This is a genomic window from Corynebacterium sp. LK26 (assembly GCF_014335085.1).
Classification (GTDB): Bacteria; Actinomycetota; Actinomycetes; order Mycobacteriales; family Mycobacteriaceae; genus Corynebacterium; species Corynebacterium jeikeium_D.
On record NZ_PDHB01000002.1, the window covers coordinates 17,190 to 41,004 of the forward strand.

A 23,815-nucleotide genomic window follows, 5' to 3' on the forward strand; every position below is an offset into this window, starting at 1 on the left:
GCCCGGCGCGAAAGCGGTGCGACAGCTGTACGGAAACCCGATAGTCGCTGAGACTAGCCGCCTAGCTCCATGCCCAGGTAGGCCAATTCAACGTCACCGGCAAAGGTACTCTTCGCAGCACGTAGTGCTTCTTCACCGTCGGCGTATGGCGGAATGTGAGTCAGCACCAACTTCTTAACCCCCGCCAGCGTCGCTGCCTTTCCGGCCTCGTAGCCCGTCAGGTGCATATCCGGTGGGGTGCCCTCTTCGTTGCTGCACCATGTGGCTTCACAAATGAAGATATCCGCATCCCGCGCCAGCTCCACCAGTTCATCGGTCCACGCAGTATCTCCGGTGTACGCAATGGTCAGACCATCTGCTTCAATGCGATATCCAACAGCTGGCACCGGGTGGACCATGTTATACGGCGTGACGACGGCGCCTCCGTCCGCTTCGCCCCCACCGACTAACAGTGGCTCACCTGGGTTACTCACAACCTGGTCAAAAGTGTCTTCCAGGTTGGCATCTTCTTCACTTCCCAGTGCTTTGCACATGGTGCCTATCCGGTCGTGAATGTCTCCGGGGCCAACCAGGAGATTCCGGGAACTCGCCGGGGCTGTCGGGTGGAAGCGACGCCAGACGAGCAGCCCTGGAATGTCTGCAGTGTGGTCTGGGTGCACATGAGTTAGTAACAAATCACAAGCTGCAGGATCAGAGATCTTCTGCAATTCGGCGAGGACACCGGGACCCAAATCAATGACAAAGGTTCGACCGTTATCCAGCTCAATGAGGTAGCCAGATGCTGGCGCCGATGGGCCACCCATGCTGCCTGTACATCCCAGAACCTTCAATCGCATACTTCAAGCTTGCCATGTAATTGATCAAAAACGAGCAAAAAACCAATGGAGTGTCTGGATTTAATAAGAAAGGTCACATTTGGGAATGCATAGTGACCTGGCTAATACCCGGCCCAAGGAAGCGCTTTGCCAGGGATGCAAAAACTTGCGGATCTCCAGTGGATTCGAATGTGCGCACAGGGTTCGGATTACTCTCCGGGTCAGCGAGCATGTCGGTCTTTGTGAGGATGCGCAGAACATCCTTCGACGTCTCCTCCGCCGACGACACTAGGGCGACGTCCTCCCCCATAGCCAGCTGAATCACACCAGACAGCAGCGGATAATGGGTGCAGCCCAGAACGAGGGTGTCTACACCATCGGCCTGCAATGGCGCGAGGTAGCCCTCCGCAAGTCCCAGAATCTGGCGACCAGAGGTGATTCCTCGCTCGACAAAGTCCACGAATCGCGGGCAGTCGACCGCAGAGACATCCACGCCAGGCACTGCATCAAAGAGATCTTGGTAGGCACGGGAGCGAATCGTGGCGGCGGTACCGATTACGCCGACTTTTCCATTCCTGGTAGTCGAGACCGCACGGCGCACAGCGGGCAGAATGACCTCGACTACTGGGACTGGGTAGCGCTCGCGGGCATCACGCAAAAATGCGGCCGAAGCCGTGTTGCAGGCAATGACAATCATCTTGCAGCCGCGTGCAACCAGTTCATCGGCAATCGCTTCCGCGTGCTGACGAACCTCGGCGATGCGCAACGGGCCGTAAGGGCCGTTGGCAGTATCGCCGATGTACATAATCGACTCGTGCGGCAGCTGATCCATGATGGCACGTGCCACTGTCAGCCCACCGACGCCGGAGTCAAAGATGCCAATCGGCGCTGTTCGGTCGGGGAAGCCGCTATCCTGCGCTCTCAGCTGATTGACTGCCTGAGTTTCTGCTCCTGCTCCCACCGCTATCTGGACTCCTCATATCGTTGGTCAAACACCGAAGCTCCTATTCTAGGCCGATTTCGTCAGGAGCTGATGCCACGTACCTCGGGCTCTTAGCGACGTGCACTCTTAGCCACGTGCACGACCGCGCTTAAACATCACCGCAGCCCAGATGCCCGCAAGCCCACCGAAGAGGTGCATCTGCCAACTAACAGCCATCTGTGTTGGCAGCACTCCCCAGATAAGACCCGAATACATCGATGCCAGAATCACGCCCAAAATAATCTGCATCACCCGACGATTCACGAAACCGCGTACGACCAAAAACGCCAGCCAGCCGTAAATCAGGCCGGACGCACCGATGTGGACGGTATTTACACCGCCGACCAGCCAGGTCAGACCGCCACCAACGACCGTAATCAAGAGTGTGACCTGCCAAAATAGCCGCTTCGACGACATTGCAATCAAACCGGCGAACAACGCCCCGGGCAGAGAGTTCGCCACAATGTGCCCGTAATCTGCGTGCAGCAGCGGTGCGGTCAAAATTCCCCACAGCGTCGAGGTTTCGCGTGGGCGCACACCGAAGTTGTTCAGCGCCCCACCAAAGATGAATTCGTTGACAAGAAAGACCGTCCAGATAAGTGCCAGGTACCCAATAGCCGTACTGATGGCCGCCCCGAGCCCGCCGTCGCGATCCTGTGGAACAATCTGATTATTCCGCCGCGTCTGCACGGGACCGCCCATCGGGTACTGCGCATAGTTCTGGTAATTCTGCTGTTGTCCCGAGCTCCATTGCGGATTCATTGGCGAACTTCCTTCACTACTTGTCCAGCATCTCTGACAGCGCGGCTACTTCCGCGCGTCCCGTTGCACTCATCACGGCATCGACAATAGCCATCTGCACCGCATCGGCCGCCATCGCAGCCAACAGGGCCACCACATCCGAGCCCACGGGTTCAGCGTTTCCGCTATCCGCCGCCTCGGCCGAGCTGAGGGCAAACAGCGTGTCACCGTCCATCGGCGCATGAGCCGGCCGAATCGCTCGCGCCAACCCGTCATGACCGCACATCGCCAACCGCTTCAACTGCGCAGTTGTCACCGGCGCATTGGTTATCAACGTGCCAATCGTTGTGTTTCGCGTGTTTGCCGACGACTCCCCGTCGCCAGCCGCATCGGCGAGAATTTTGGTTCTACCGACGAAAACCTGGTCCAGCCGGGCCAATGCCTCCTTGCTGGCACCGGCAGCCGCGGGCATTCCGTAAAGGTGTCCCTCCGGGTCAATGACCGCACCAAAGGAGTTCACCACCATTGCGGCAGCCACAAAGTACTTACCATCGGCGGAGGTCACACGGGCTTGTCCAAAACCACCCTTGATTGCCCCGGCCATAGCACCGACACCGGCACCTACTGTCCCGGAGGGAGTGTCCTCCGGGACGTCGTCAAGCGCGTGCGACAACGCCTCGCGCCCTAGTTCAGCGGTGGGCAGCGTCGGCTCCCCCAACAGCAAGTCGAAGATGACAGCACCGGGAACGATGGGCACGAGGATATCCGGACGAGTTGGGGTGACCTCAAAGCCAATGCCGCGGTCGCGCAGTTCGCGCATAACTCCGTCGGCAGCTGCGAGGCCGTACGCGGAGCCGCCAGCCAAAACGACAGCGTGGGCGCGTTCGACGGTATTCTCCGGTGCGAGCAGGTCGGTCTCGCGGGTGCCCGGACCGCCGCCGCGGACATCGACAGCGCCGACAGCACCGCCTGGAGCGGCGATGACGGTGACTCCGGTATCCCCCTCAGAAGCATGGCCGATAGAGATGCCGTCGATGGAGTCGAGACAGCCTGCGCCGATGTCGATGCTCGCGCCCAGCGCAGCACTGCTGGCTTGGTGTCGAATGTCGGTGGGGCTGATTGCGAAGATCTCAGAATTCATTGTCGACCACGGCACCTTTCACCACAGTTCATGGCAGCTAACCTCAGTTGATTACTGCATCTTTTCGGGGTTTTGCTCGGATTCGCTACTCACCCATGAGCTGGTCCAACAGTGACTCTTGGTTGTAGGACAGCCACTGGTACATCGCGTCGGTCTGCTCAATCTGTTCGATGGAGCCATTGAGGTTCTCCATGGAAACATGCAGGTAAATACGTAGGTCATTGATACCCGCCACCCAGGCATGGGCATCACTTTCGGAAATGGATACCTGCCCCGACTCGGCGGGCTCCAGGGCGTCGATAATCGCACGCAGGGAATGGAGCTTGCTCTCTACAATCTCCGATTCATGCAGCTGGCGCATGAGGGCGTTTTCCCCCTCCACGCTCTCCTCACCCGGCTTGGTGAAGTCCGGCAACAGGCGCGCAAGCTTCGGATCGGATGGGGCCTCGGAGTGTCCGACAGGCATTCCCGTCATTTCCGCGAGCTCATCCTTCGGTGCCGACCGGGCTCGCTCCATCAGCGAGTCCGCCACAGTAGCAGCCAGATTCAGCAGCAAATCCCGCTCCGTGCCTTCAAAAGCCGTGACGTACTTGACGCCACCGCCGAGAAGGGATCGCTTGCGCTTCCAAGGACGCATGTAAATTCTCTCCCGCTGTCGAATATCGGCTTAGTCAGCCTGCTCCATTGTTGCCCACAAGCCTGCCTTGTGGAGCTTCTTCACATCGGCCTCCACCTTGTCACGCTCACCGGAAGACACGATTGCCTTGCCCTCCGTGTGAACCGTCATCATCAGCGCGTGCGCCTTCTTTCGGTCCATGCCGAAGAGCATCTGAAACACGTAGGTGACATAACTCATCGAATTAACCTGGTCATCCCACACAATGCACTGCCAGGGTCGGTTCGATTCCGTCACGACATCGGCATCCATAGTGGGCATCGGTGTTGCTGCTGGCATGCTCATAGGCACCAGGATAGTACGGAGTGGCGCGCGCTCGCCGGAACCGACTGCCCCGGCCCGCTTCAGCCGACTAGACTGTTGACCGTGATTGATAAGCATTCCTCCACCGCCCTTCTCACCGATAAGTACGAGCTGACGATGCTGCAGGCATCGCTTGCCGACGGATCCGGCGAGCGCCAGGTCGCCTTCGAGGTGTTTGGCCGTCGCCTGCCGAATGAGCGTCGCTATGGCGTTGTCGCTGGTACAGCGCGTGTGTTGGATGCTATCCGCAACTTCCGCTTCACCGAGGAACAGCTGGCTTCGCTGGACTTCCTCGATGACAGGACGCTGGATTACCTGCGTAACTATTCCTTCAGTGGCCAAGTCGACGGCTACCGCGAGGGAGAGCTCTACTTCCCCGCCTCGCCCATTTTGACGGTGCGAGGCACTTTCGCCGAGTGCGTCATTTTGGAGACTGTTATTCTCTCCATTCTCAATGCGGACTCCGCCATCGCCTCGGCAGCAACCCGAATGGTCACGGCTGCCGGTGGGCGCCCGATTATTGAAATGGGTTCGCGTCGCACTCATGAAGAAGCAGCTGTGACTGCTGCCCGCGCCGCTTACCTGGCAGGTTTTAGCGCCACCTCCAACTTGGAGGCAGCGGCACGGTACAACATCCCAGCCTCCGGTACCGCTGCGCACGCGTGGACTCTGTTGCACACCAACCCAGATGGCACGACGAACGAGGCTGCGGCCTTCAAGGCTCAGATTGACACACTGGGAACCGACACCACTTTGTTGGTGGATACCTACGACATCACCGAGGGCGTCAATACGGCTATTGAGGTCGCGGGTCCGGAACTCGGCGGTGTACGTATTGACTCCGGCGACCTCGGAGTTCTCGCTCGCCAGGTGCGTCAGCAGCTCGACTCGCTGGGGGCGCACAACACCAACATCGTAGTGTCCTCTGACCTCGACGAGTTCGCCATTGCGGCGCTGAGGGCAGAGCCGGTCGATGTCTACGGCGTGGGCACCTCTGTAGTCACTGGCTCCGGCGCACCGACTGCGGGCCTGGTCTACAAGATGGTCGAAGTTGATGGGGTGCCCGTCGCCAAGCGCTCGTTGGACAAGCGAAGCCACGGTGGCGTGAAGGCGGCTATTCGTACCTGCCGTCGTTCCGGTACCGCCGTGGAGGAAATCGCTTTCCCGCTCGGCTCAGAAATCCCGGATGTGGGCAACCTGCACTACCGCGATCTGACCATTCCGATGATGCGCGATGGCGAGGTCGTCGATGGTCTACCGACCTTGGAGGAGTCCCGCGATCACTTGGTTAAAGCGCTGGTCAGCCTCCCGTGGGAGGGACTTGCACTTTCCCGTGACGAGCCGGTACTGTCCGTCCGTTTTCACGGCGTTTAGGCGGCGGGGGAACTGTGTCGGACAGTATCGGGCACGCAGATTTTGCTGAGCTATCGGACGACTTTGAGGACTTTGACGATGTTGACGAGCTAGCTTCACCGAGAGCCAGCGTCCATAACGCGGATAGCATCGAAGCTCTTCTCGATGCGGCAGTGAAGGGACTCGGCGGAACGACTCGACCGAATCAGGTCAAAATGTCCCGGTCGGTGGCCTCCGCCTTTGCGCGCGAGCGGCACCTAGCGGTACAGGCAGGCACCGGTACGGGTAAGTCGCTGGCCTACCTGGTGCCTGCCATTGTGCAAGCAATGGAGTCCGACGAGTCTGTAATCGTTTCCACGGCGACCATTGCGCTGCAACGCCAGCTGGTCGAACGCGACTTGCCGCGGCTAGTCAGTTCGCTAGAGCCACACTTGTCCCGCACGCCAACCTTCGCAATCCTCAAGGGCCGCTCGAACTACCTGTGCAAGTCCAAGGTCGGAAATGTCATCAAAGATCCCGTCATGGACGGTGATGAATCCGAGCAGGCCAGCTCAGGTGACGCCGTTGGCCCCACTGCCCTCCTCAGCGAAGCGCAGCTCAGCCGAACCGCTGCCGAGGTCATGCGGCTACGCGAGTGGGCCAATGACACCGACACCGGCGACCGCGACAGCCTGGACAAGGGCGTTTCCAACGAAGCCTGGCGGCAGGTCTCCGTCACGGCTCGCGAATGCGTCGGTGCCATTTCCTGCCCTTTCGGCGAGGAGTGTTTCGCCGAACAAGCCCGCCGCGAGGCCTCCAACGTTGACATCGTTGTCACCAATCACGCACTGTTGGCCATCGATGCGCTCTCCGACGCCATGATTTTGCCGCAGCACGACTGCGTTGTCATTGACGAGGCTCACGAGCTCGACGGTCGAATCACCTCTGTTGCCACCGACGAGCTCTCCCCTGCCGGTATCACCATGATGGCCCGGCGCGCCCGCAAATTCGGAGCCGCAGAGCAGGTGGATGATGTCACCGATGCCACGGATCTACTCGGCGAGACCGTCGCATTGCTTGCCGACGCCTACAGCGGCGCACTCGAAGAAATTCCCGGTGAGCTTGGAGCGGCGCTAGCTTCGCTCCGCGATAGCCTGTGGCAACTACAGACCACGCTAGGCACCTCTAGTTCAGGCAGCTCTGGCGGGTCGGGCTCCGGTGGTTCGAGTTCTGACTCTGACAACACTGAGCGCCAGACCGTCCGCGCTGCCGTGGAGAATATGCACGACACAGTCGTGCGAATTCTAGAGTTCAGTAGCGACGATGTCGTATGGCTTGGCGAGAACAAGACAGTTTATGTCGCTCCCCTGTCCATCGCAGCACTGCTTCGCGAACGCCTCTTCGGCGAATCCACCGTCGTTTTGACCTCAGCAACACTTGCTCTTGGCGGCAAGTTCGATGCCATGGCCGCCGCTTGGGGGCTTCCCTCCGGTGGGTGGGATGGCTTGGACGTCGGCACGCCCTTTGACCCGCAGAAATCTGGCATCCTCTACGTCGCACGCGACCTGCCACGACCTGGACGCGACGGCGCCACACCGGAGCAGTTCGCGATCATGGAGCGCCTCATCCGCGCCGCTGGTGGGCGAACGCTCGGGCTGTTTTCTTCTCGCCGAGGCGCCGAGGCAGCGGCGGAGGAAATGCGCAAGCGCCTGCCTTACGACGTGCTGTGCCAAGGCGATGACTCTATCGGTGCTCTGGTTGATCGCTTCGCAGCTAATCCGCAGACATGCTTGTTTGGCACGCTGACGCTGTGGCAAGGCGTCGATGTTCCTGGCCCATCGCTATCGTGTGTCATCATCGATCGCATCCCGTTCCCCCGCCCCGACGACCCGCTTTTGTCCGCGCGCTCCGATGCGGCTAATGCCGCTGGCCGAAACGGTTTTATGGAGGTCTCAGCGACACATGCAGCGCTGCTGATGGCGCAGGGTTCTGGTCGTCTGCTACGCCAAGTCGATGACCGCGGGGTTGTTGCGGTACTGGATTCACGGTTGGCTACTGCACGCTATGGTTCCTGGATTGCCGCGTCGATGCCTGACTTCTGGCGGACGACCAACCTGGATATTGCGGCTGGAGCGTTGCAGCGGCTGACCCAAAGCTGATTCAGAGGGGGCTGTCTGGGCTCACGAGGTGACGCTGGATTAGGCATAGTTTCTGGAAAAAATCCCACGCTTTTCTATCCAATACATTATTGTGATGTGAAACACAGCACTGCTACAGTGCCCGAGCTAATGAAGCAGGACACTTGGCAGCCGTGCACGAGATTAGAAAGGCGATTTCCTGCATGCCCCTTTCCAGCAACCTCCCCGACATCGACATCCCGGAGACCTCACTCTTTGAGTTCCTCTTCGGAGAAATTGAGCCACGTCACCAGGACAAGCTTGCAATCGTTGACTCAGGCTCCGAGGTCACCTTCGGTGATCTGAAGGCCAGCATTGAGAAGTTTGCGGGTGCGCTGGCAGCACGTGGGATTAAGAAGGGCGACGTTGTGGCTCTCCACTGCCCCAACTCGACAACCTTCGCGGTCGCTCTTCACGGTGTCCTACGCGCGGGGGCTGTCTGCACGACGGTCGCATCGCTGGCAACTGCGGAGGACATTGAAAACCAACTCCGGATGTCTGACGCGAAGATGATGCTAACGACCTCCTCAATCGGTTGGGCTGGCGCCCACGGCGCTGAGGCTGCTGGTCTGCCGGAAGAGATGATTATCGGCCTGACGGGTCTCCACGGCATGGGCGAGCTGCTTGCCGAGGGGCACGGCGCCCCGGACGTCGACGTATCACCCGATGACGTTGCCGTGATTCCGTTTTCCTCGGGAACCACCGGTGTACCGAAGGGCGTCCAGCTCACTCACCGCAACTTGGTGGCCAACGTCGCTCAGGCGGGTGGAGCTACAGTCAACGCGCTGACCGAGGACACCCCGGCTGTCACTATCCTGCCGTTTTTCCACATCTACGGCCTGACTGCGCTGCTGAATCTGTGCCTGTGGCGCCGCACGACGCAGTACACCATGGGCAAGTTCGACCTCGTCGATTTCCTGTCCATCATCGCCGAGCACAAGGTGAAGTTCGCGTTCATCGCACCACCTGTAGCTGTGGGCCTGGCCAAGCACCCAGCTGTCGATTCCTTTGACTTGTCCAGCCTGGAGACAATCTTCTCGGGTGCCGCTTCTCTCCAACTTGACCTCGCGGAACAGGTGGAAAAGCGCCTTGACTGCGTGGTCGCACAGGGCTTCGGCATGACCGAGTCCTCGCCAGCAGCCCACATCCGCATCGGCCACGATAGTCCGCTGGACTCGATCGGTCGCGCAGTCCCCAACACTCAGTACAAGATTGTCAACCTCGACTCCGACAGCTTTGAGGAAATCCCGGTTCCCGCCGAGGGGCGCTCGGAGGCAGGTGAGCTATGGATTCATGGTCCACAGGTGATGAAGGGCTACCTCAACAACCCGAAGGCGACGGCAGAGACGCTTGTCGACGGTTGGCTGCGTACCGGCGACGTTGCGGAACTCGACGAACACGGGAATGTGTACATCGTCGACCGCTTCAAGGAACTGATTAAGTACAAGGGCTACCAGGTTCCGCCGGCCGAGCTCGAGTCCGTGCTGCTCAGCCACCCGGATATTGCCGATGCCGCCTGCAGTGGTGTCGTTCGCTCCGACGGCGAGGAGATTCCTAAGGCTTACGTCGTCATCAAGGCGGGCGAGCAGGTGACTGAAGACGAGATTATGGACTACGTCGCCGACCGCGTCGCACCGTACAAGAAGGTGCGAGCAGTCGAGTTCATGGATGAAATCCCGAAGTCGGCGACGGGCAAGATTCTGCGCAAGGATCTCAAGGCCATGGAGGCAGCACGCGCTCAGTCGTGAGTTACTGCCCCAGGGGTCACCGCCACGGTGACTGAACCGGGAGCAATCTCGGTAAACCCGGCATCCTGAACCTCAACCGCGCGGAGCTCTGGCGCTGGCCACTGCTCCCGCGGTACTTCTTTCACATCTAACGCATAACCACTTTGCGCCCACGCCCAAGCGTCCTCGACCGACAGACTGGCCGCATAGAGCATTGAGCCGTGTCCAACTTGCGCGGCCACCTTTCCTACGGACATATTCAGGTTTTTGTCCACCCAAATCACTGGCGGAGCAAAGGTGTCAGCGCTCTCATGGTCGCCCGGGGCGCCGGGAGATGTGTTCTCCGGGTCGTCGTAAGGCAAATCGGTGCCGGAAATTTGTAGTTTGGCAATCTCCGGGTAGGTTTCGTCGACAGGAGTTGGCACTAGTGCGCGAGCTTGCGCGCCGTCGACGTCCACGGTGACACCCGGTGCAAGCTGAGCGCGTTGCCAGCCGATATTGCGAGCGCGACGTGTGAGCTTGCGGATGCGCGCACCGTACCAAGACGCCAGACCTTGTTGATAGGCAGAAGTGTCATCGCCTGCGCGTTCGTCCAGGCAACAAGCAACAACAGCCATCGCGGCAGCGCGGAGCAGCGCAGTGCGCGAGGGGCGTTCCTTCTTCGGAACCTCAAGCACAATAGCCATTGCCCACGGCACATCCTCGCCGTGGTCTTCCCTATCAGGTTGCGGCAGGAGATTATGGGCGATACGGAACCACTCCGGTACCGATGATGCGTCCGTGACAGCTGGATCCTTGTGATCCTCGCGTTGCACTACTGCTCCAACGGCACGCGGCGGAAGGTGCCATCTTCGCGGTCGGCATCGTCGATTTCATCGCGGGAAATGCCCAGCATGAACAGAATCGAGTCCATGAATGGAACGTTGACGGACGTGTCAGCGATTTCCTTCAGCGCCGGCTTGGCATTGAAAGCAATACCAAGGCCTGCGACCGACAACATATCGATGTCATTGGCCCCATCGCCGACCGCAACGGTCTGATGCATCTGAAGCCCCGACTCTGCGGCGAACGTCTTGAGGCTGCGGGCCTTCTCCTGCCTATCGACGACATCGCCGACCACGCGTCCAGTCAGCTTTCCGTCCTCGACCTCGAGGGTATTCGCCTTGTAAAAGTCCAGACCGAGATCCTTTGCCAGCGGCTCCAAGATCTGGATAAAGCCACCGGAGACAGCACCACACTTGTAACCGAGGCGCTTCAGCGTGCGGATCGTGGTGCGGGCGCCTGGAGTCAGCTCGATGGAGTTAGTGACTTCCTCTAGGACACTGACCGGCAGGCCAGCCAGAGCCTTAACTCGCTCATGCAGTGACTCGGCGAAGTCCAGCTCACCGCGCATAGCGCGCTCTGTAACCGCTGCAACCTCCGCCTCGCGACCAGCATGGGCGGCCAGCATCTCAATGACCTCACCGGTAATCAAGGTCGAGTCCACATCGAAACAAATCAAGCGCTTGGAGCGGCGTTGCAAACCAGCGCGTTCAATTGCGATGTCAATGTCCTGGTCCTGTGCAAGCTCGGCCAGTGCCTTACGCAGCGGAATGCCCGCACCCGGCTTCGGGTCCGGAATAGAGACCAGCAATTCCAGGCCAGTGACTGGGTAGTCAGCAATACCGCGAATGGAATCGATGTTTGCACCGTAATCAGCAAGAGTGCGGCCGATACGGGAAATATCCTCAGCGTTGACCGGATTGCCCAACACGACAAGTGCGTGGGTGGAGCCATCGCTGCGCTCAATCGGGGCATCCAGCTGGAAACTGACAGTCATGCCGTGAGGCTTCAGTGTTTCAATGAGTCCCTCACGGAGAACACCGACCTTTTCTTCTGTGACACCAACAAGCGCACCGAGGCTCAGATTAGAGCGGAACACCGACTGTTCCACATCCAAAATTTGAACTCCGTGGGCCGCGAGCACGCGGAAGAAAGCTGCGGAGACACCCGGGCGGTCTCGGCCAACAGCGGTAATAAGCACCGGAGCTAGTCCCGGTGCCAACGAAACCGATAGAGCATCGGTATCTACAGACTGACTGGGAGAGATAATTACCTGTTCATTCACCAATCCAGTATCGCATGAAGCCCCGGCAGAGTGCTCATCGCATAGTGGGATTCCGCACTTCAGTGGGTGGCCAGTGACAGGCGCTAGCCATCGCCCTGCTCTCTTGCCCTTCTGGCGCTCCCTGCCCCCCCCTGCTCTCCCTGCGCTCTCTTACTGCCTCTTCCCTAGGAAAGACTCTCAAAGACAAGACTAAGGCCCCATCACGGAGAACCGTGATGGGGCCTTAGCTTCGCGTAGTTATTAACTCAGAGTTGCATCAGCCATGTAGCCACTAGCTCTTAGAGCTGACGACCAACGTGGGCCTCTGCGCGCTGACGCTCAACCATGTGCGGGTAGTGCAGCTCGAACGCCGGGCGCTCCGAGCGGATGCGCGGCATCGAGGTGAAGTTGTGGCGCGGCGGCGGGCAAGAAGTAGCCCACTCGAGGGAGTTACCGTAACCCCACGGGTCATCAACAGTGACGACCTCACCGTAGCGCCAGGACTTGAAGACGTTCCAGACAAACGGGATAACAGACAGACCCAGGATGAACGCACCAACGGTGGAGATCATGTTCAGGGTGGTGAAACCGTCAGTCTCGAGGTAGTCGGCGTAACGACGCGGCATACCCTCGTTACCCAGCCAGTGCTGGACCAGGAAGGTCAGGTTGAAGCCGATGAAGGTCAGCCAGAAGTGAACCTTTGCCAGCTTCTCGTCGAGCATACGACCAGTCATCTTCGGGAACCAGAAGTAAACGCCCGAGTAGGAAGCGAAGACCAGGGTACCGAACAGGGTGTAGTGGAAGTGCGCCACGACGAAGTAAGTATCAGAGACGTGGAAGTCCAGCGGTGGGGAAGCCAGCATAATACCGGTCAAACCACCGAACAGGAAGGTCACGATGAAGCCGAGAGCGAAAGTCATCGGAGCCTCGAAGGTCATGTGGCCACGCCACATGGTGCCCATCCAGTTGATGAACTTAACACCGGTCGGGACCGAAATCAGGAAGGTCATGAACGAGAAGAACGGAAGCAGAACGCCACCGGTCACGAACATGTGGTGTGCCCACACAGCCATGGACAGACCTGCAATAGACAGGGTTGCGAAGACCATACCTGCGTAGCCGAACAGCGGCTTACGGGAAAAGACCGGAACGACCTCGGTGATGATGCCCACGAACGGCAACAGCAGGACGTAGACCTCTGGGTGACCGAAGAACCAGAACAGGTGCTGCCACAGCATTGCGCCACCGTTTGCCGGGTCGTAAATGTGACCGCCCAGCTTACGGTCGTACAAAACACCAAGAGCAGCTGCAGTCAGAATCGGGAAGATCAGCAGAGCCAGGATCGAGGTAACCAGGATGTTCCAGGTGAAGATTGGCATACGGAACATGGTCATGCCTGGTGCACGGAGGCACAGGACAGTGGTGGTCATGTTAATGGCGGAAGCGATGGTACCGACACCACCAACACCGACACCGACAATCCACAGGTCAGAACCGACACCCGGAGAGTGAATCGGGTCAGACAGCGGGGAGTACATGGTCCAACCGAAGTCAGCAGCACCACCCGGGGTCAGGAAGCCCGACAGCATCAGAATGCCACCAATGGTGGTCAGCCAGAAGCCGAAAGCGTTCAGACGCGGGAAAGCCACGTCCGGAGCACCAATCTGAAGTGGCAGAATGTAGTTAGCAAAACCCCAAACAATCGGGGTACCGAACAGAAGCAGCATCACCGTGCCGTGCATGGTGAACATCTGGTTGAACTGCTCGTTAGAAAGGAACTGAAGTCCTGGGGCGAAGAGCTCAGCACGGATAAGCAGAGCCATCAGACCGCCGACAAAGAAGAACGAGAAGGACATAATGATGTACATGATGCCCAGCTTCTTGTGGTCGGTCGTGGTCAGCATTTCCCACGCCCAGCTGCCCTTACGCTCATGTCCGAACGGCTGCGGCCGTTCCGGCGCTACAACGCCATGATCTGGACGAGGCGCTACTGCAGTCATTCTTCCTCCTTACTACGCGAAGATTTCCTGTAACTCACTACAGGGATTTTAAGTTTTGTCCTTGTGAGAATAGTGCAGGCGAGTACGCGACGGCGAACCCACCTACCGCTATGTGCCAGATTCTAGTCTGAACCTTGGAAAAAGTTAAGGCTAAGGGATTTTCCGGCTCACTTCCCCACTCAGCTAAGCACACTATTAGTTTCCTGAGAATTGTCTTAACCTGGGCTAACGCCTATTTAGCAGGAACCGTCGAGGCTAGGACTACTACCCCCGTGTGTGTGCTGTCACCAGAGTGAGGCTCGATGCGGAATGTTCCCTACACCTGTGCTTTTAGAAGTCCCAGTCCTCATCCTCGGTTACTTCAGCCTTACCCATGACGTAGGAAGAGCCGGAACCCGAGAAGAAGTCGTGGTTTTCGTCAGCATTCGGCGACAGGGCCGACAGGATCGACGGCGAAACGCGAGTCTCGTCGGCCGGGAACATACCCTCGTAGCCCAAGTTGTTTAGAGCCTTGTTGCCGTTGTAACGCAGGAAACGCTTGACATCCTCGGTCCAACCGAGTTCGTCGTACATCTCTTCGGTGTACTGAATCTCGTTGTCGTAGAGATCAAACATGAGGTCGAAGGTGTAATCCTTCAGCTCGTCACGTTCGGCCTGGGTCAGACGCTCCAGGTTGCGCTGGTACTTGTAACCGATGTAGTAACCGTGAACTGCCTCATCACGAATGATTAGGCGAATAATGTCCGCGGTGTTAGTCAGCTTGGCGTGGCTGGACCAGTACATCGGCAGGTAGAAGCCCGAGTAGAACAGGAAGGACTCCAGCAAAGTGGAAGCGACCTTCTTCTTCTGCGGATTATCGCCCTCGTAGTAGTCGAGGATAATCTTGGCCTTCTTCTGCAGGTACTCGTTCTCCTCGCCCCAACGGAACGCATCCTGAATTTCAGGAGTCGACGCCAGCGTCTGGAAAATCGACGAGTAGCTCTTTGCGTGCACCGATTCCATGAAGGCGATATTGGTGTACACAGCTTCCTCGTGCGGAGTCAGCGCATCCGGGATGAGCGATACTGCACCAACCGTGCCCTGGATGGTGTCCAGCATGGTCAGACCAGTGAACACGCGCATCGTGGTGCGCTGCTCCAGTGCGTTGAGCGTATTCCAGCTCTTGATGTCATTCGACAGCGGCACCTTTTCCGGCAACCAGAAGTTACCGGTCAGACGATCCCAAACCTCGAGATCCTTGTCATCAGGAATCGTGTTCCAGTCAATAGCCGCAACTGGGCATGCACGCGACTCTGGATTCTTCTCACGGTGGGCCGGAGTCGAGGGTGGGCAATCATCGAAACTCACGTGGAAACCTCTCCCTTTTTCATTGATATTGCCGTTTTCCGAACACACCTTATATATAAGGAACGTCCTTCACTCTTTACGAGTTCAAACAGCGGCTGCAGCGGTGGCTATTCCAGCCTTGTCCCACTACAAAACGTCAGGCTCCCGATGAAAGGAGCCACTACCCTTAGCAGCTTACCCACACCCGCATTATTAAGCACGCGGCCTAGAAGAAATCGCCCCACTTGCCGAGTCTTGTTCCCGGTGCCCCTCCCCTAACCCCACGTCACACAAAGAACAAGGTGCTTGACGACGCAATGTCCGTCGTCAAGCACCAAGCGCAAGATGTTGCGCGAACCTAGGCGTGAACCTTCTCTCGGTTTTCCGCCGTGTCGTTGATGATGCGGTCGGAGATGACGTACACCAGCAAACCTACGACAGCCATGAGCGCGAGCAACCAAGCGATGGTAGCGGAGACCCCTTCTGCTTCAGACTGCGCGATGGAGAGGGTGCTGAAGAAGGCCGGTCGAGAATCAACAAGCATGGCCGTTAACGCGATGCCAACCGGTACGGCAATGTTGATCGTCAGATTGTAGAAACCGATTGCAACACCGGACTTGGCGGCAGGAATGTTCTGCAGTGCGGTCGCGACCAACGGCGCATACATGAGCGCGAACCCTGATGGGAACAGAATCATGGAGACGATAACCGTGGCAACACCGGCCCCCGGCAGCACTGCGGGGATGAGCAACGCCACGATGATGATGCTGATAGCCGCGACAATGGCCTGCTTCGAGGGCAGGAACTTGGCAACCTTGCCAGACATTACACCGACGATGACAGCGCAGAGGTAGCCCGGCGCGAGGATATAGGCAGCACCGTCGAGGTTGATGCCATAGAGCTCGTCGACCATATACGGCAACAGAATGGCCGAATACCCCAACTGGACCATGTAAACCACGAGCACAACAATCAGCGCGCAAACGTAGCGAGCATTGGTAAAGAACGACGGGCTGACCACGGCGTTGTCATGTGTCCGGATGTGCCAGACAAAGAGCGCGACGCCCAGCGCAGCGGCAACCAGCCACCACCATTGGAACTGCTGCATGAACAGCATCACCGCAGTGGCGATGACCGCGATGAGGAACAGGCCAAAGATATCCAGGTGACTCTTCTGCTGCTGCTCCTCCGGAACTGTCTTGATCAGGAACGGAATGGCAACTATCAGAATGAGCGAAATCAGGAACATAGCCGGCCAGGAAATGTAGGTAGCCACGATTCCCGAGGTCAACGTTCCAATCAGCAGCGCGGCTTGGAAGGCCGCGGTGGAAAAGCCGAGGTAGGTTTTCTGATCTTCTGGGCTTAGGTACTTGGTGACATAGATGACGTAGAGTGTCTCAGCCGCCGCCAGGCCGGCAGTTTGAATAATGCGGGCAGTAAGCACGATTGGCCATACTCCCTGGAAGAAATAACCCAGTAGAGAGCCCACGGCGACGAAGCCGATACCGACAATCATCAATTTGCGGATACTGATGCTGTCCGCCAATGCGGCGTACACCACCGCTCCAATGCCAATCAAGATACCGGCGAGTGTCGCCTGCAGACTGGCCGTGGAGACACTGAGGTCCAGAGATTCCGCAATCGGCTTGGTCATGAACTTAAAGCCATTGTCCAAGACCAAACAGAATACAAAGGAAAACAGCAAGACCGGGACTGCGGCCTTAGGGTTTGGCGCGGCAGCCTTGGACGCTGCGCTTTCACGGGGATTCACGTTCAAGCTGGTATTGCTGGCGGGATTGCTCATCGCACTGTACCTATTTCACACTTCAAGCCAATTGATTGCGGACCAGGACACTAGAGTCGAGCCAGCGGCAATGCCAGCTCCATCATCGTCGTGAAGGCCTTCTCACGTTCTTCCGGAGTGGTCTTTCCACCGGTGACGATGTTGTCCGACACAGTGAAGATTCCCATGGCCTCCACACCGGCCTCGGCGGCGGTGGCATAAAGGCCAGCAGATTCCATCTCCACCGCCAGCACACCCATGCGTGCCCAACGGTCGTTCACATCATCCTGGAAGTTGTAGAAAATATCGCTGGACAAGATGTTGCCGACGTGTGTAGTGATGCCCTGCTCGCGGGCACGATCGCGAACATCTTCAATCAGACGGAAAGATGCGGACGGGGCGAACGTTCCCGGCAAGTTGTACTGCGATAGAAAATTGGAGTCCGTCGATGCCGTCTGGCCGATAACCACGTCATACAGGTCCAGCTCCGGCTGCAACGCGCCGCAGGAACCGACGCGAATCAGCTTCTTGCAGCCGAAAACATGGATAAGTTCCCAGGAGTACAGCGAGATAGACGGAATGCCCATACCGGATCCCATGACGGACACTTCCTGCCCCTGGTAGGTGCCGGTAAAGCCCAACATGTTGCGAACTTTGTTGAACTGAACGACATCGTCCAAATAGGTCTCCGCAATGAACTTGGCACGCAGCGGGTCACCTGGCAACAAAATGGTTTCTGCAATCGGCGCACCCTTTGGGTTGATGTGTGGAGTGCTCTTACCAGTGGTATCGGACATGGCTTCCAGCCCCTTCCCCCACTAGCCGTGGGTGAAAATTATGCGAACATTGGTGTACCACTGCCCAGGTTAATTACCTGGATTACAACCGTCAATAGTGATATTTACATTTGTTCCCAATTGGGTGGAGTGACGAAAAAGGCGCGAGAATCTCCCGGCAAAACTCGGGGAAATTCTCGCGCCTTCAATGCGCTACAACTGAAGCACTAGATGCCTAGCCCTCAAGCACGCTTGCTTAAAGCATGCAGGATACGCAACCCTCGACCTCAGTACCCTCCAGCGCAACCTGACGCAGGCGGATGTAGTACAGAGTCTTAATACCCTTGCGCCATGCGTAAATCTGCGCACGGTTGAGGTCACGAGTGCTCACCGTGTCCTTGAAGAACAAGGTCAGCGACAGTCCCTGGTCAACATACTTGGTAGCGACCGCGTAAGTGTCAATGATCTTCTCGTAGCCGATTTCGTAGGCGTCCTGGAAGTACTCACGGTTGTCATTGTCCAAGTGCGGAGCCGGATAGTATACGCGACCGATCTTGCCCTCCTTGCGAATCTCAATCTGAGATGCAATCGGGTGAATCGACGAGGTCGAGTTGTTGATGTAGGAAATCGAACCGGTCGGCGGCACTGCCTGCAGGTTACGGTTGAACAGGCCGTACTCCATGACGTCGGCCTTCAGTTGCGCCCAGTCCTCAGCGTCCGGAATGTGCGCGGTGGAGTTCTCGAAGATCTCCTTGACGTGCTGAGTCTTCGGCTGGAACTCTGCCGGATCGAAGTTATCGAAGTACTTGCCGCTGGCGTAGTCAGAGTTCTCAAAGTTGACGAACTTCTGACCGCGCTCGCGAGCAATCTTGTTGGATGCGCGCAGGACTGCGTAGAGCACTGCTGCGAAGTAGGCGTTGGTGAAGTCCAGGCCCTCTTCCGAGCCGTACATAATCTTCTCGCGGCCAAGGTAGCCGTGCAGGTTCATCTGCCCCAGGCCGATGGCGTGAGATCCGTCGTTGCCCTTGCGAATCGATGGCACCGAGTCAATAGAAGTCTGCTCACTGACCGCAGTCAGGCCACGGATGGCAGTCTCGACAGTGCGACCAAAGTCCGGCGAGTCCATGGTCATCGCAATATTCAGCGAACCGAGGTTACAGGAAATGTCCTCACCCACGTGCTCGTAGGACAGGTCCGCATTGTAGGTCGACGGGGTGTTGACCTGCAGAATCTCCGAGCAGAGGTTCGACATGTTAATGCGGCCCTCAATCGGGTTCGCGCGGTTAACCGTGTCCTCGAACATGATGTACGGGTAGCCGGACTCAAACTGAATCTCAGCGATGGTCTGGAAGAACTGACGCGCGTTGATCTTCTGCTTACGAATACGCGGGTCCTCGACCATATCCGCGTAGTTCTCAGTGATATTAATGTCCGCGAACGGCTTACCGTAGACACGCTCGACATCGTACGGGCTGAAGAGGTACATGTCGTCGTTACGCTTGGCCAGCTCAAACGTGATGTCCGGAATGACAACGCCAAGCGACAGCGACTTGATGCGAATCTTCTCGTCCGCGTTCTCACGCTTGGTATCCAAGAAGCGCATGATGTCCGGGTGGTGCGCGTGCAGGTAGACAGCGCCAGCACCCTGACGAGCACCCAGCTGGTTAGCGTAGGAGAAGGAGTCCTCCAGCAGCTTCATAACCGGGATGACACCGGAAGACTGATTCTCGATGTGCTTAATCGGAGCACCCTGTTCACGCAGGTTGCTCAGCAGCAGCGCCACACCACCGCCGCGCTTGGACAGCTGCAGCGAGGAGTTAATGGCGCGACCAATGGACTCCATGTTGTCCTCGATACGCAGCAGGAAGCAGCTCACCGGCTCGCCGCGCTGGGCCTTACCGGAGTTGAGGAATGTAGGAGTAGCAGGCTGGAAACGTCCGGTGATGATCTCATCAACCAGGTGCTGCGCGAGCCCCAAGTCGCCGTCGGCAAGCGTGAGAGCAACCATGCAGACACGGTCTTCGTAGCGCTCCAAGTAACGCTTGCCGTCGAAGGTCTTCAGTGTGTACGAGGTGTAGTACTTGTAAGCACCCAGGAAAGTCTGAAAACGGAACTTGTGGGCGTAGGCCTGCTTAAACAGCGCCTTGACGTCCTCAAATTCGTACTTCTCCAGAACCTCGGCCTCGTAGTAATGGTTCTCTACCAGATAATCGAGCTTCTCCCGCAAGTTGTGGAAGAACACAGTGTTCTGATTGACATGCTGCAAGAAGAACTGCCGCGCAGCCATGCGGTCTTTATCGAACTGAATCTTGCCGTCTTCACCGTACAGATTCAGCAGCGCATTGAGCGCGTGGTAATCCAGCTTGTCCTCACCCACCGGCTCCGCGACCTGCTTGCCCATTTCCGACACGTTGACTCCTTTAATATTCATTTGCCTGCACAGGGTCTGTTCCAACACTGCCCAGAGCAATCCAATCTAGCTATTTTCCTCGCACACCGCTTTACGACGGCTTCCGCGAGCGTATCCATTCGGTTGTCCTCAGTGCCCCTTCCCTCGACACTGAGGCTTGCCAACTTAGGCGCTGGCTCTACCGTGGAAGAATTCCTCTAGCCCTTCTCGGACTCGCCGCACATCGTGGTCGGTTCCCATCAGCTCGAAGCGATATAGATATGGAACCTTGCACTTGTAGGAGATGACATCCCCTGCTTTACAGAAGTCCTCACCGAAGTTGAGATTGCCGGCAGCAATCACACCTCGGATGAAAGAGCGGTTGTGCTCATTATTAAGAAATTTGATGACCTGCGGAGGAACTGGCCTTGAGTTACCACCGCTGATGGAAACGCCACCACCATAAGTCGGACAAATGAGGACATAGGGCTCATCGACGATAAGCTCCGGCTCATTACGACGGATGGGAATGCGGGCATTTTTGATACCTAGCTTTTCAACAAACTTGTGTGTATTCCCCGTCGCCGAGGAGAAATACACCACCCGCATGAGAGCTTCACCCTTTACATCGCAAAACCCCCGCAATCTTCGCTTCCCGGGTGGTCAACGAAATCTGCGGAGAGGTGTGTGATTCTTACGCTGCCTGGAGAGCCTTGATGCGATCCGGACGGAAACCCGACCAGGTCTCAGTGCCAGTGTCAACGACCGGCGCCTGGAGATGACCGAGAGCCATGACGTAGTCCCGAGCCTCATCGTCCATGGTGATGTCGACGATATCGTAGGCAATTCCAGCCTTATCGAGGGCACGAGTGGTAGCGCGGCACTGGACACATGCAGGCTTGCTGTAAACGGTAACCATGACTCTCACAAACTTTCTGGCTTTGGGTAAGACCAATGAATCGGATCGACTTCGTACAAACAACGGAAGCGGCCGAGGAATCAGCGGATTGGTTGAATGACCGAAAGCTCCCAGGGTTCATGAGAAACCGAGTACGGGTGGCAGACAGGTCCTTTTAGCTCTCCTTGGCTCGACATCGAAAACACTACACTTGGTGCCTAGAAAACTCTAGTCATACTAGATGTAGTACTCACAACCATGGTATTCCCTGTTCGGAGATCTCTGGCGCACAAGATGTTGTACACAGACGCACCACAACCTTGTAATTTCACGCTAAAAATTCTAGAAAATCGTAGAAAAACAACTATCGGTGGATTTTGGTTAAACCAATTACTGCATGACGCCCCGCAGCCGACCGCACCGATTCCAGGCGCCGCAGTGTCCCCGCCCTGCCTTTGTCCATCCCCTACCCAACTTCGGATTCCGCAGCGATCTCAAAAATCGCGGGCTGCACATATGAACACGGGCTGCACATGTGAAACTGTGTAAGTTTATGACACTTTCAAGCCATTTTTCGAGCCATTTCTGTCATAAACGTAGTCAGTAACTTCCATCGCCCCACCGCCGCCAGCCATAAACGCAGTCACCGCCTGAACCTACCTCCTCCAAAAACCAAAAACCGCAACCTTTGGCCACAGTAAAACTGCGACTTCAGATTGCGGTTTTGGCAATAAATGAGGAAGCTATTTGCTTCGCGCTAGCCTAAATAAGGCTTAGCCCTGACGGGCCTTGAAGCGCGGCTCCTTCTTGTTGATCACGTAGACCTTGCCACGACGGCGCACGACCTGAGCGCCCGGCTTGTTCTTCAGCGACCGAAGGGACTTGCGGACCTTCATTCGGGCGCTCCTTTCTACTCGGCTCCGAAACGGGAATGTGCACACTGCACTCTCCCCGGACAATCACCCCAGTGACTGCCTGGCAACGCACCCTTCCTGATAATCCGAAGAAATATCAAAGAGGATGCGTTACGACACGAGTTGCCATACTACCTAATAAGCGGAATAACTCCAAAAATCCGGGGGAAACATGTTCTTTGACGGGCAACCCCAAGATCGCGACTCCCCACGTTGCAACTGCTTCCACTTCTCTACTTGGCAGCGGCAATCATGTACTCGCGGACCTCGGCAAGCGTCTTACCTGAGGTCTCCGGCACCGCCTTGATGGTGAATACCAGCGCAATTGCGCCCGTAATGGCAAAGAAGAAGAACGACCACGCACCACCGACAGCATCCACCATCGGAAGAAAAGCCTGCGCCACAAACCAATTCGCAACCCATAGCGCGAGCCCTGCCAGCCCCATACCCAGGCCACGAGCCTCTGTCGGGATGATCTCGGAAATCAGGAGCCAGGTCGCCACCGACACAGCCGCCTGCTGAAACACGATAAATACGGTCATCAGCAGAAGCGACATCATGGCACCCGTCGAAGAGTTACTCGACAAACCATAGACGGGCGCCAGCACGAGCAGCGAGCTTGCACAGCCCACCAAACCGATAATCAGCATTCGCCGACGACCAACGCGGTCAATGATGCTCATACCAATTGCACACGAAATCACCGAGGCGATACCGATGATGATGGAGGTATAGACAGAGCTTTCCGTCGACAAGCCAACCTTGTTCATCATCGTCGGCGCGAAATACATAATCGCGTTCGCGCCCGTGACCTGTTGCGTCACACCAATGAGCATCGCAATAATGACGGTGCGTCGCACCCACGGGGTTTTCACGGCAAGGCGCTCGGCTGCACGCTGATCGGCGCTTGACGACGCCTCATCAACGGCAACCTCAGCCAGGGTCGCCTCATCTCCCTGCATCTGACGCAGCACGGCCAGCGCCTTGCCCTCCTGTCCTCGACGGACGAGGTAGGCCGGAGTGTCCGGCAGAACCAGCATGCCGATGAGCAGCACGATGCCGGGGACAGCGCCGAGTCCAAGCATGAGTCGCCAGTTACCGGAGGAGGCTAGGGCGGAGTTGGTGAGGAACGCCACCAGCTGACCAATCACGATCATCAGCGAGTTCAGGCTGACCAGGCGTCCACGCACATGCGGTGGTGCCATTTCGGAGATGTACATCGGTACGACGATGGAAACACCACCGATACAGACGCCGAGCAAAGTACGCGCAGCACCCAGCGAAAACGCACTAGTAGCGAAAGCACACCAGATACTGCCGATGATGAAGCCGACCGCTCCGAGCAGGATGGTGCCACGGCGCCCCAGGGAGTCCGCTACGCGACCGCCCAGGAACGCACCGATAGCCGCACCGACCAAGAGCATGGCGGTGACAGTGGACTCCTGTCCTGGAGTCAGCTCAAAAGAGCGCTGGATATACAGCAGCGCGCCCGAGATGACACCGGTGTCGTAACCAAAGAGGAGGCCGCCCAGAGCGGCGATGATAGCCACGGCTATCGACCGAGTTGTGGTGGTTTCCCGGTTCGGTCCAGTCTTATTCTGTTCGGTTGTACTCACGCTGGAAATCTTGCCACCGTCCGGCCAAAGACCCCCTATCCGAACAGCACTTACTCGATAAAGATGAGAGTTTTGGCACTCTTCTGGCAGGAAAATCATCCCTTTTCCCGTCCTGAACTAGCGGTAGAGTGAG

The 23,815-nt window shown here is 57.5% G+C and carries 20 protein-coding genes; 3 read left to right on the forward strand and 17 right to left on the reverse strand.

Annotation, left to right across the window (positions count from 1 at the left end; genetic code table 11):
- Positions 1-53: 53 nt before the first annotated feature.
- The 6 genes from CRD13_RS03610 to clpS form a co-directional block, all read right to left on the reverse strand.
- Entirely contained in the window at positions 54-836 is a 783-nt protein-coding gene (locus CRD13_RS03610; RefSeq protein ID WP_070549691.1) for an MBL fold metallo-hydrolase, read from the reverse strand.
- Positions 837-909: 73 nt separating this feature from the next.
- Complete coding sequence (murI, locus tag CRD13_RS03615; protein ID WP_370545756.1) at positions 910-1,776, reverse strand: glutamate racemase; 867 nt, start codon at positions 1,774-1,776, stop codon at positions 910-912.
- 108 nt (positions 1,777-1,884) lie between these two features.
- The gene (locus tag CRD13_RS03620; protein ID WP_016422263.1) at positions 1,885-2,559 is read right to left on the reverse strand and encodes a rhomboid family intramembrane serine protease; all 675 of its coding nucleotides are present in this window, start codon (positions 2,557-2,559) and stop codon (positions 1,885-1,887) included.
- 16 nt (positions 2,560-2,575) lie between these two features.
- The gene (locus tag CRD13_RS03625; RefSeq protein ID WP_049172868.1) at positions 2,576-3,679 is read right to left on the reverse strand and encodes a P1 family peptidase; all 1,104 of its coding nucleotides are present in this window, start codon (positions 3,677-3,679) and stop codon (positions 2,576-2,578) included.
- A gap of 85 nt (positions 3,680-3,764) precedes the next feature.
- The gene (locus CRD13_RS03630) at positions 3,765-4,316 is read right to left on the reverse strand and encodes a DUF2017 domain-containing protein (RefSeq protein WP_005511188.1); all 552 of its coding nucleotides are present in this window, start codon (positions 4,314-4,316) and stop codon (positions 3,765-3,767) included.
- 30 nt (positions 4,317-4,346) lie between these two features.
- Complete coding sequence (gene clpS, locus CRD13_RS03635) at positions 4,347-4,640, reverse strand: ATP-dependent Clp protease adapter ClpS (protein WP_005511165.1); 294 nt, start codon at positions 4,638-4,640, stop codon at positions 4,347-4,349.
- A gap of 81 nt (positions 4,641-4,721) precedes the next feature.
- Here clpS and CRD13_RS03640 point away from each other — a divergent pair, with 81 nt between their 5' ends.
- The 3 genes from CRD13_RS03640 (at position 4,722) to CRD13_RS03650 (ending at position 9,915) form a co-directional block, all read left to right on the forward strand.
- Complete coding sequence (locus CRD13_RS03640) at positions 4,722-6,032, forward strand: nicotinate phosphoribosyltransferase (RefSeq protein WP_016422259.1); 1,311 nt, start codon at positions 4,722-4,724, stop codon at positions 6,030-6,032.
- A 128-nt stretch (positions 6,033-6,160) separates the two neighbouring features.
- Complete coding sequence (locus CRD13_RS03645) at positions 6,161-8,149, forward strand: ATP-dependent DNA helicase (protein ID WP_172954634.1); 1,989 nt, start codon at positions 6,161-6,163, stop codon at positions 8,147-8,149.
- 182 nt (positions 8,150-8,331) lie between these two features.
- The gene (locus CRD13_RS03650) at positions 8,332-9,915 is read left to right on the forward strand and encodes an AMP-binding protein (RefSeq protein WP_069359083.1); all 1,584 of its coding nucleotides are present in this window, start codon (positions 8,332-8,334) and stop codon (positions 9,913-9,915) included.
- Here the strand turns inward: CRD13_RS03650 and CRD13_RS03655 are convergent.
- The 11 genes from CRD13_RS03655 to CRD13_RS03705 all read right to left on the reverse strand — a co-directional run bounded on the left by CRD13_RS03655 (position 9,906) and on the right by CRD13_RS03705 (position 23,781).
- Positions 9,906-10,709, reverse strand: a complete 804-nt coding sequence (locus CRD13_RS03655) for an aminoacyl-tRNA hydrolase (protein WP_048732996.1) — start codon at positions 10,707-10,709, stop codon at positions 9,906-9,908. The two genes, CRD13_RS03650 and CRD13_RS03655, sit on opposite strands and share 10 nt — an antisense overlap.
- Positions 10,709-12,001, reverse strand: a complete 1,293-nt coding sequence (serB, locus tag CRD13_RS03660) for a phosphoserine phosphatase SerB (RefSeq protein WP_049193346.1) — start codon at positions 11,999-12,001, stop codon at positions 10,709-10,711. Before serB ends, CRD13_RS03655 begins: the two co-directional genes overlap by 1 nt.
- 278 nt (positions 12,002-12,279) lie before the next feature.
- The gene (gene ctaD, locus CRD13_RS03665) at positions 12,280-13,980 is read right to left on the reverse strand and encodes a cytochrome c oxidase subunit I (protein WP_005511131.1); all 1,701 of its coding nucleotides are present in this window, start codon (positions 13,978-13,980) and stop codon (positions 12,280-12,282) included.
- 330 nt (positions 13,981-14,310) lie between these two features.
- Positions 14,311-15,327 carry a class 1b ribonucleoside-diphosphate reductase subunit beta gene (nrdF, locus tag CRD13_RS03670; RefSeq protein WP_016422253.1) on the reverse strand — a complete coding sequence of 339 codons (1,017 nt, stop codon included), beginning with the start codon at positions 15,325-15,327 and terminating at the stop codon, positions 14,311-14,313.
- Between the two features lie 337 nt (positions 15,328-15,664).
- A complete protein-coding gene (locus tag CRD13_RS03675) occupies positions 15,665-17,110 on the reverse strand; it encodes an MFS transporter (protein ID WP_016422252.1) in 1,446 nt (481 codons plus the stop codon).
- A gap of 50 nt (positions 17,111-17,160) precedes the next feature.
- The gene (gene deoD / locus CRD13_RS03680) at positions 17,161-17,886 is read right to left on the reverse strand and encodes a purine-nucleoside phosphorylase (protein ID WP_016422251.1); all 726 of its coding nucleotides are present in this window, start codon (positions 17,884-17,886) and stop codon (positions 17,161-17,163) included.
- A gap of 235 nt (positions 17,887-18,121) precedes the next feature.
- Positions 18,122-20,266, reverse strand: a complete 2,145-nt coding sequence (gene nrdE, locus CRD13_RS03685) for a class 1b ribonucleoside-diphosphate reductase subunit alpha (protein ID WP_187400023.1) — start codon at positions 20,264-20,266, stop codon at positions 18,122-18,124.
- Between the two features lie 174 nt (positions 20,267-20,440).
- Entirely contained in the window at positions 20,441-20,863 is a 423-nt protein-coding gene (nrdI, locus tag CRD13_RS03690) for a class Ib ribonucleoside-diphosphate reductase assembly flavoprotein NrdI (protein WP_187401308.1), read from the reverse strand.
- Between the two features lie 85 nt (positions 20,864-20,948).
- Positions 20,949-21,173, reverse strand: coding sequence for a glutaredoxin-like protein NrdH (gene nrdH / locus CRD13_RS03695; RefSeq protein ID WP_005511161.1), 225 nt, complete (start codon positions 21,171-21,173; stop codon positions 20,949-20,951).
- Between the two features lie 752 nt (positions 21,174-21,925).
- Entirely contained in the window at positions 21,926-22,048 is a 123-nt protein-coding gene (ykgO, locus tag CRD13_RS03700) for a type B 50S ribosomal protein L36 (RefSeq protein WP_005511141.1), read from the reverse strand.
- A 251-nt stretch (positions 22,049-22,299) separates the two neighbouring features.
- Positions 22,300-23,781, reverse strand: a complete 1,482-nt coding sequence (locus CRD13_RS03705) for a sugar porter family MFS transporter (RefSeq protein WP_141744329.1) — start codon at positions 23,779-23,781, stop codon at positions 22,300-22,302.
- Between the last annotated feature and the right edge of the window lie 34 nt (positions 23,782-23,815).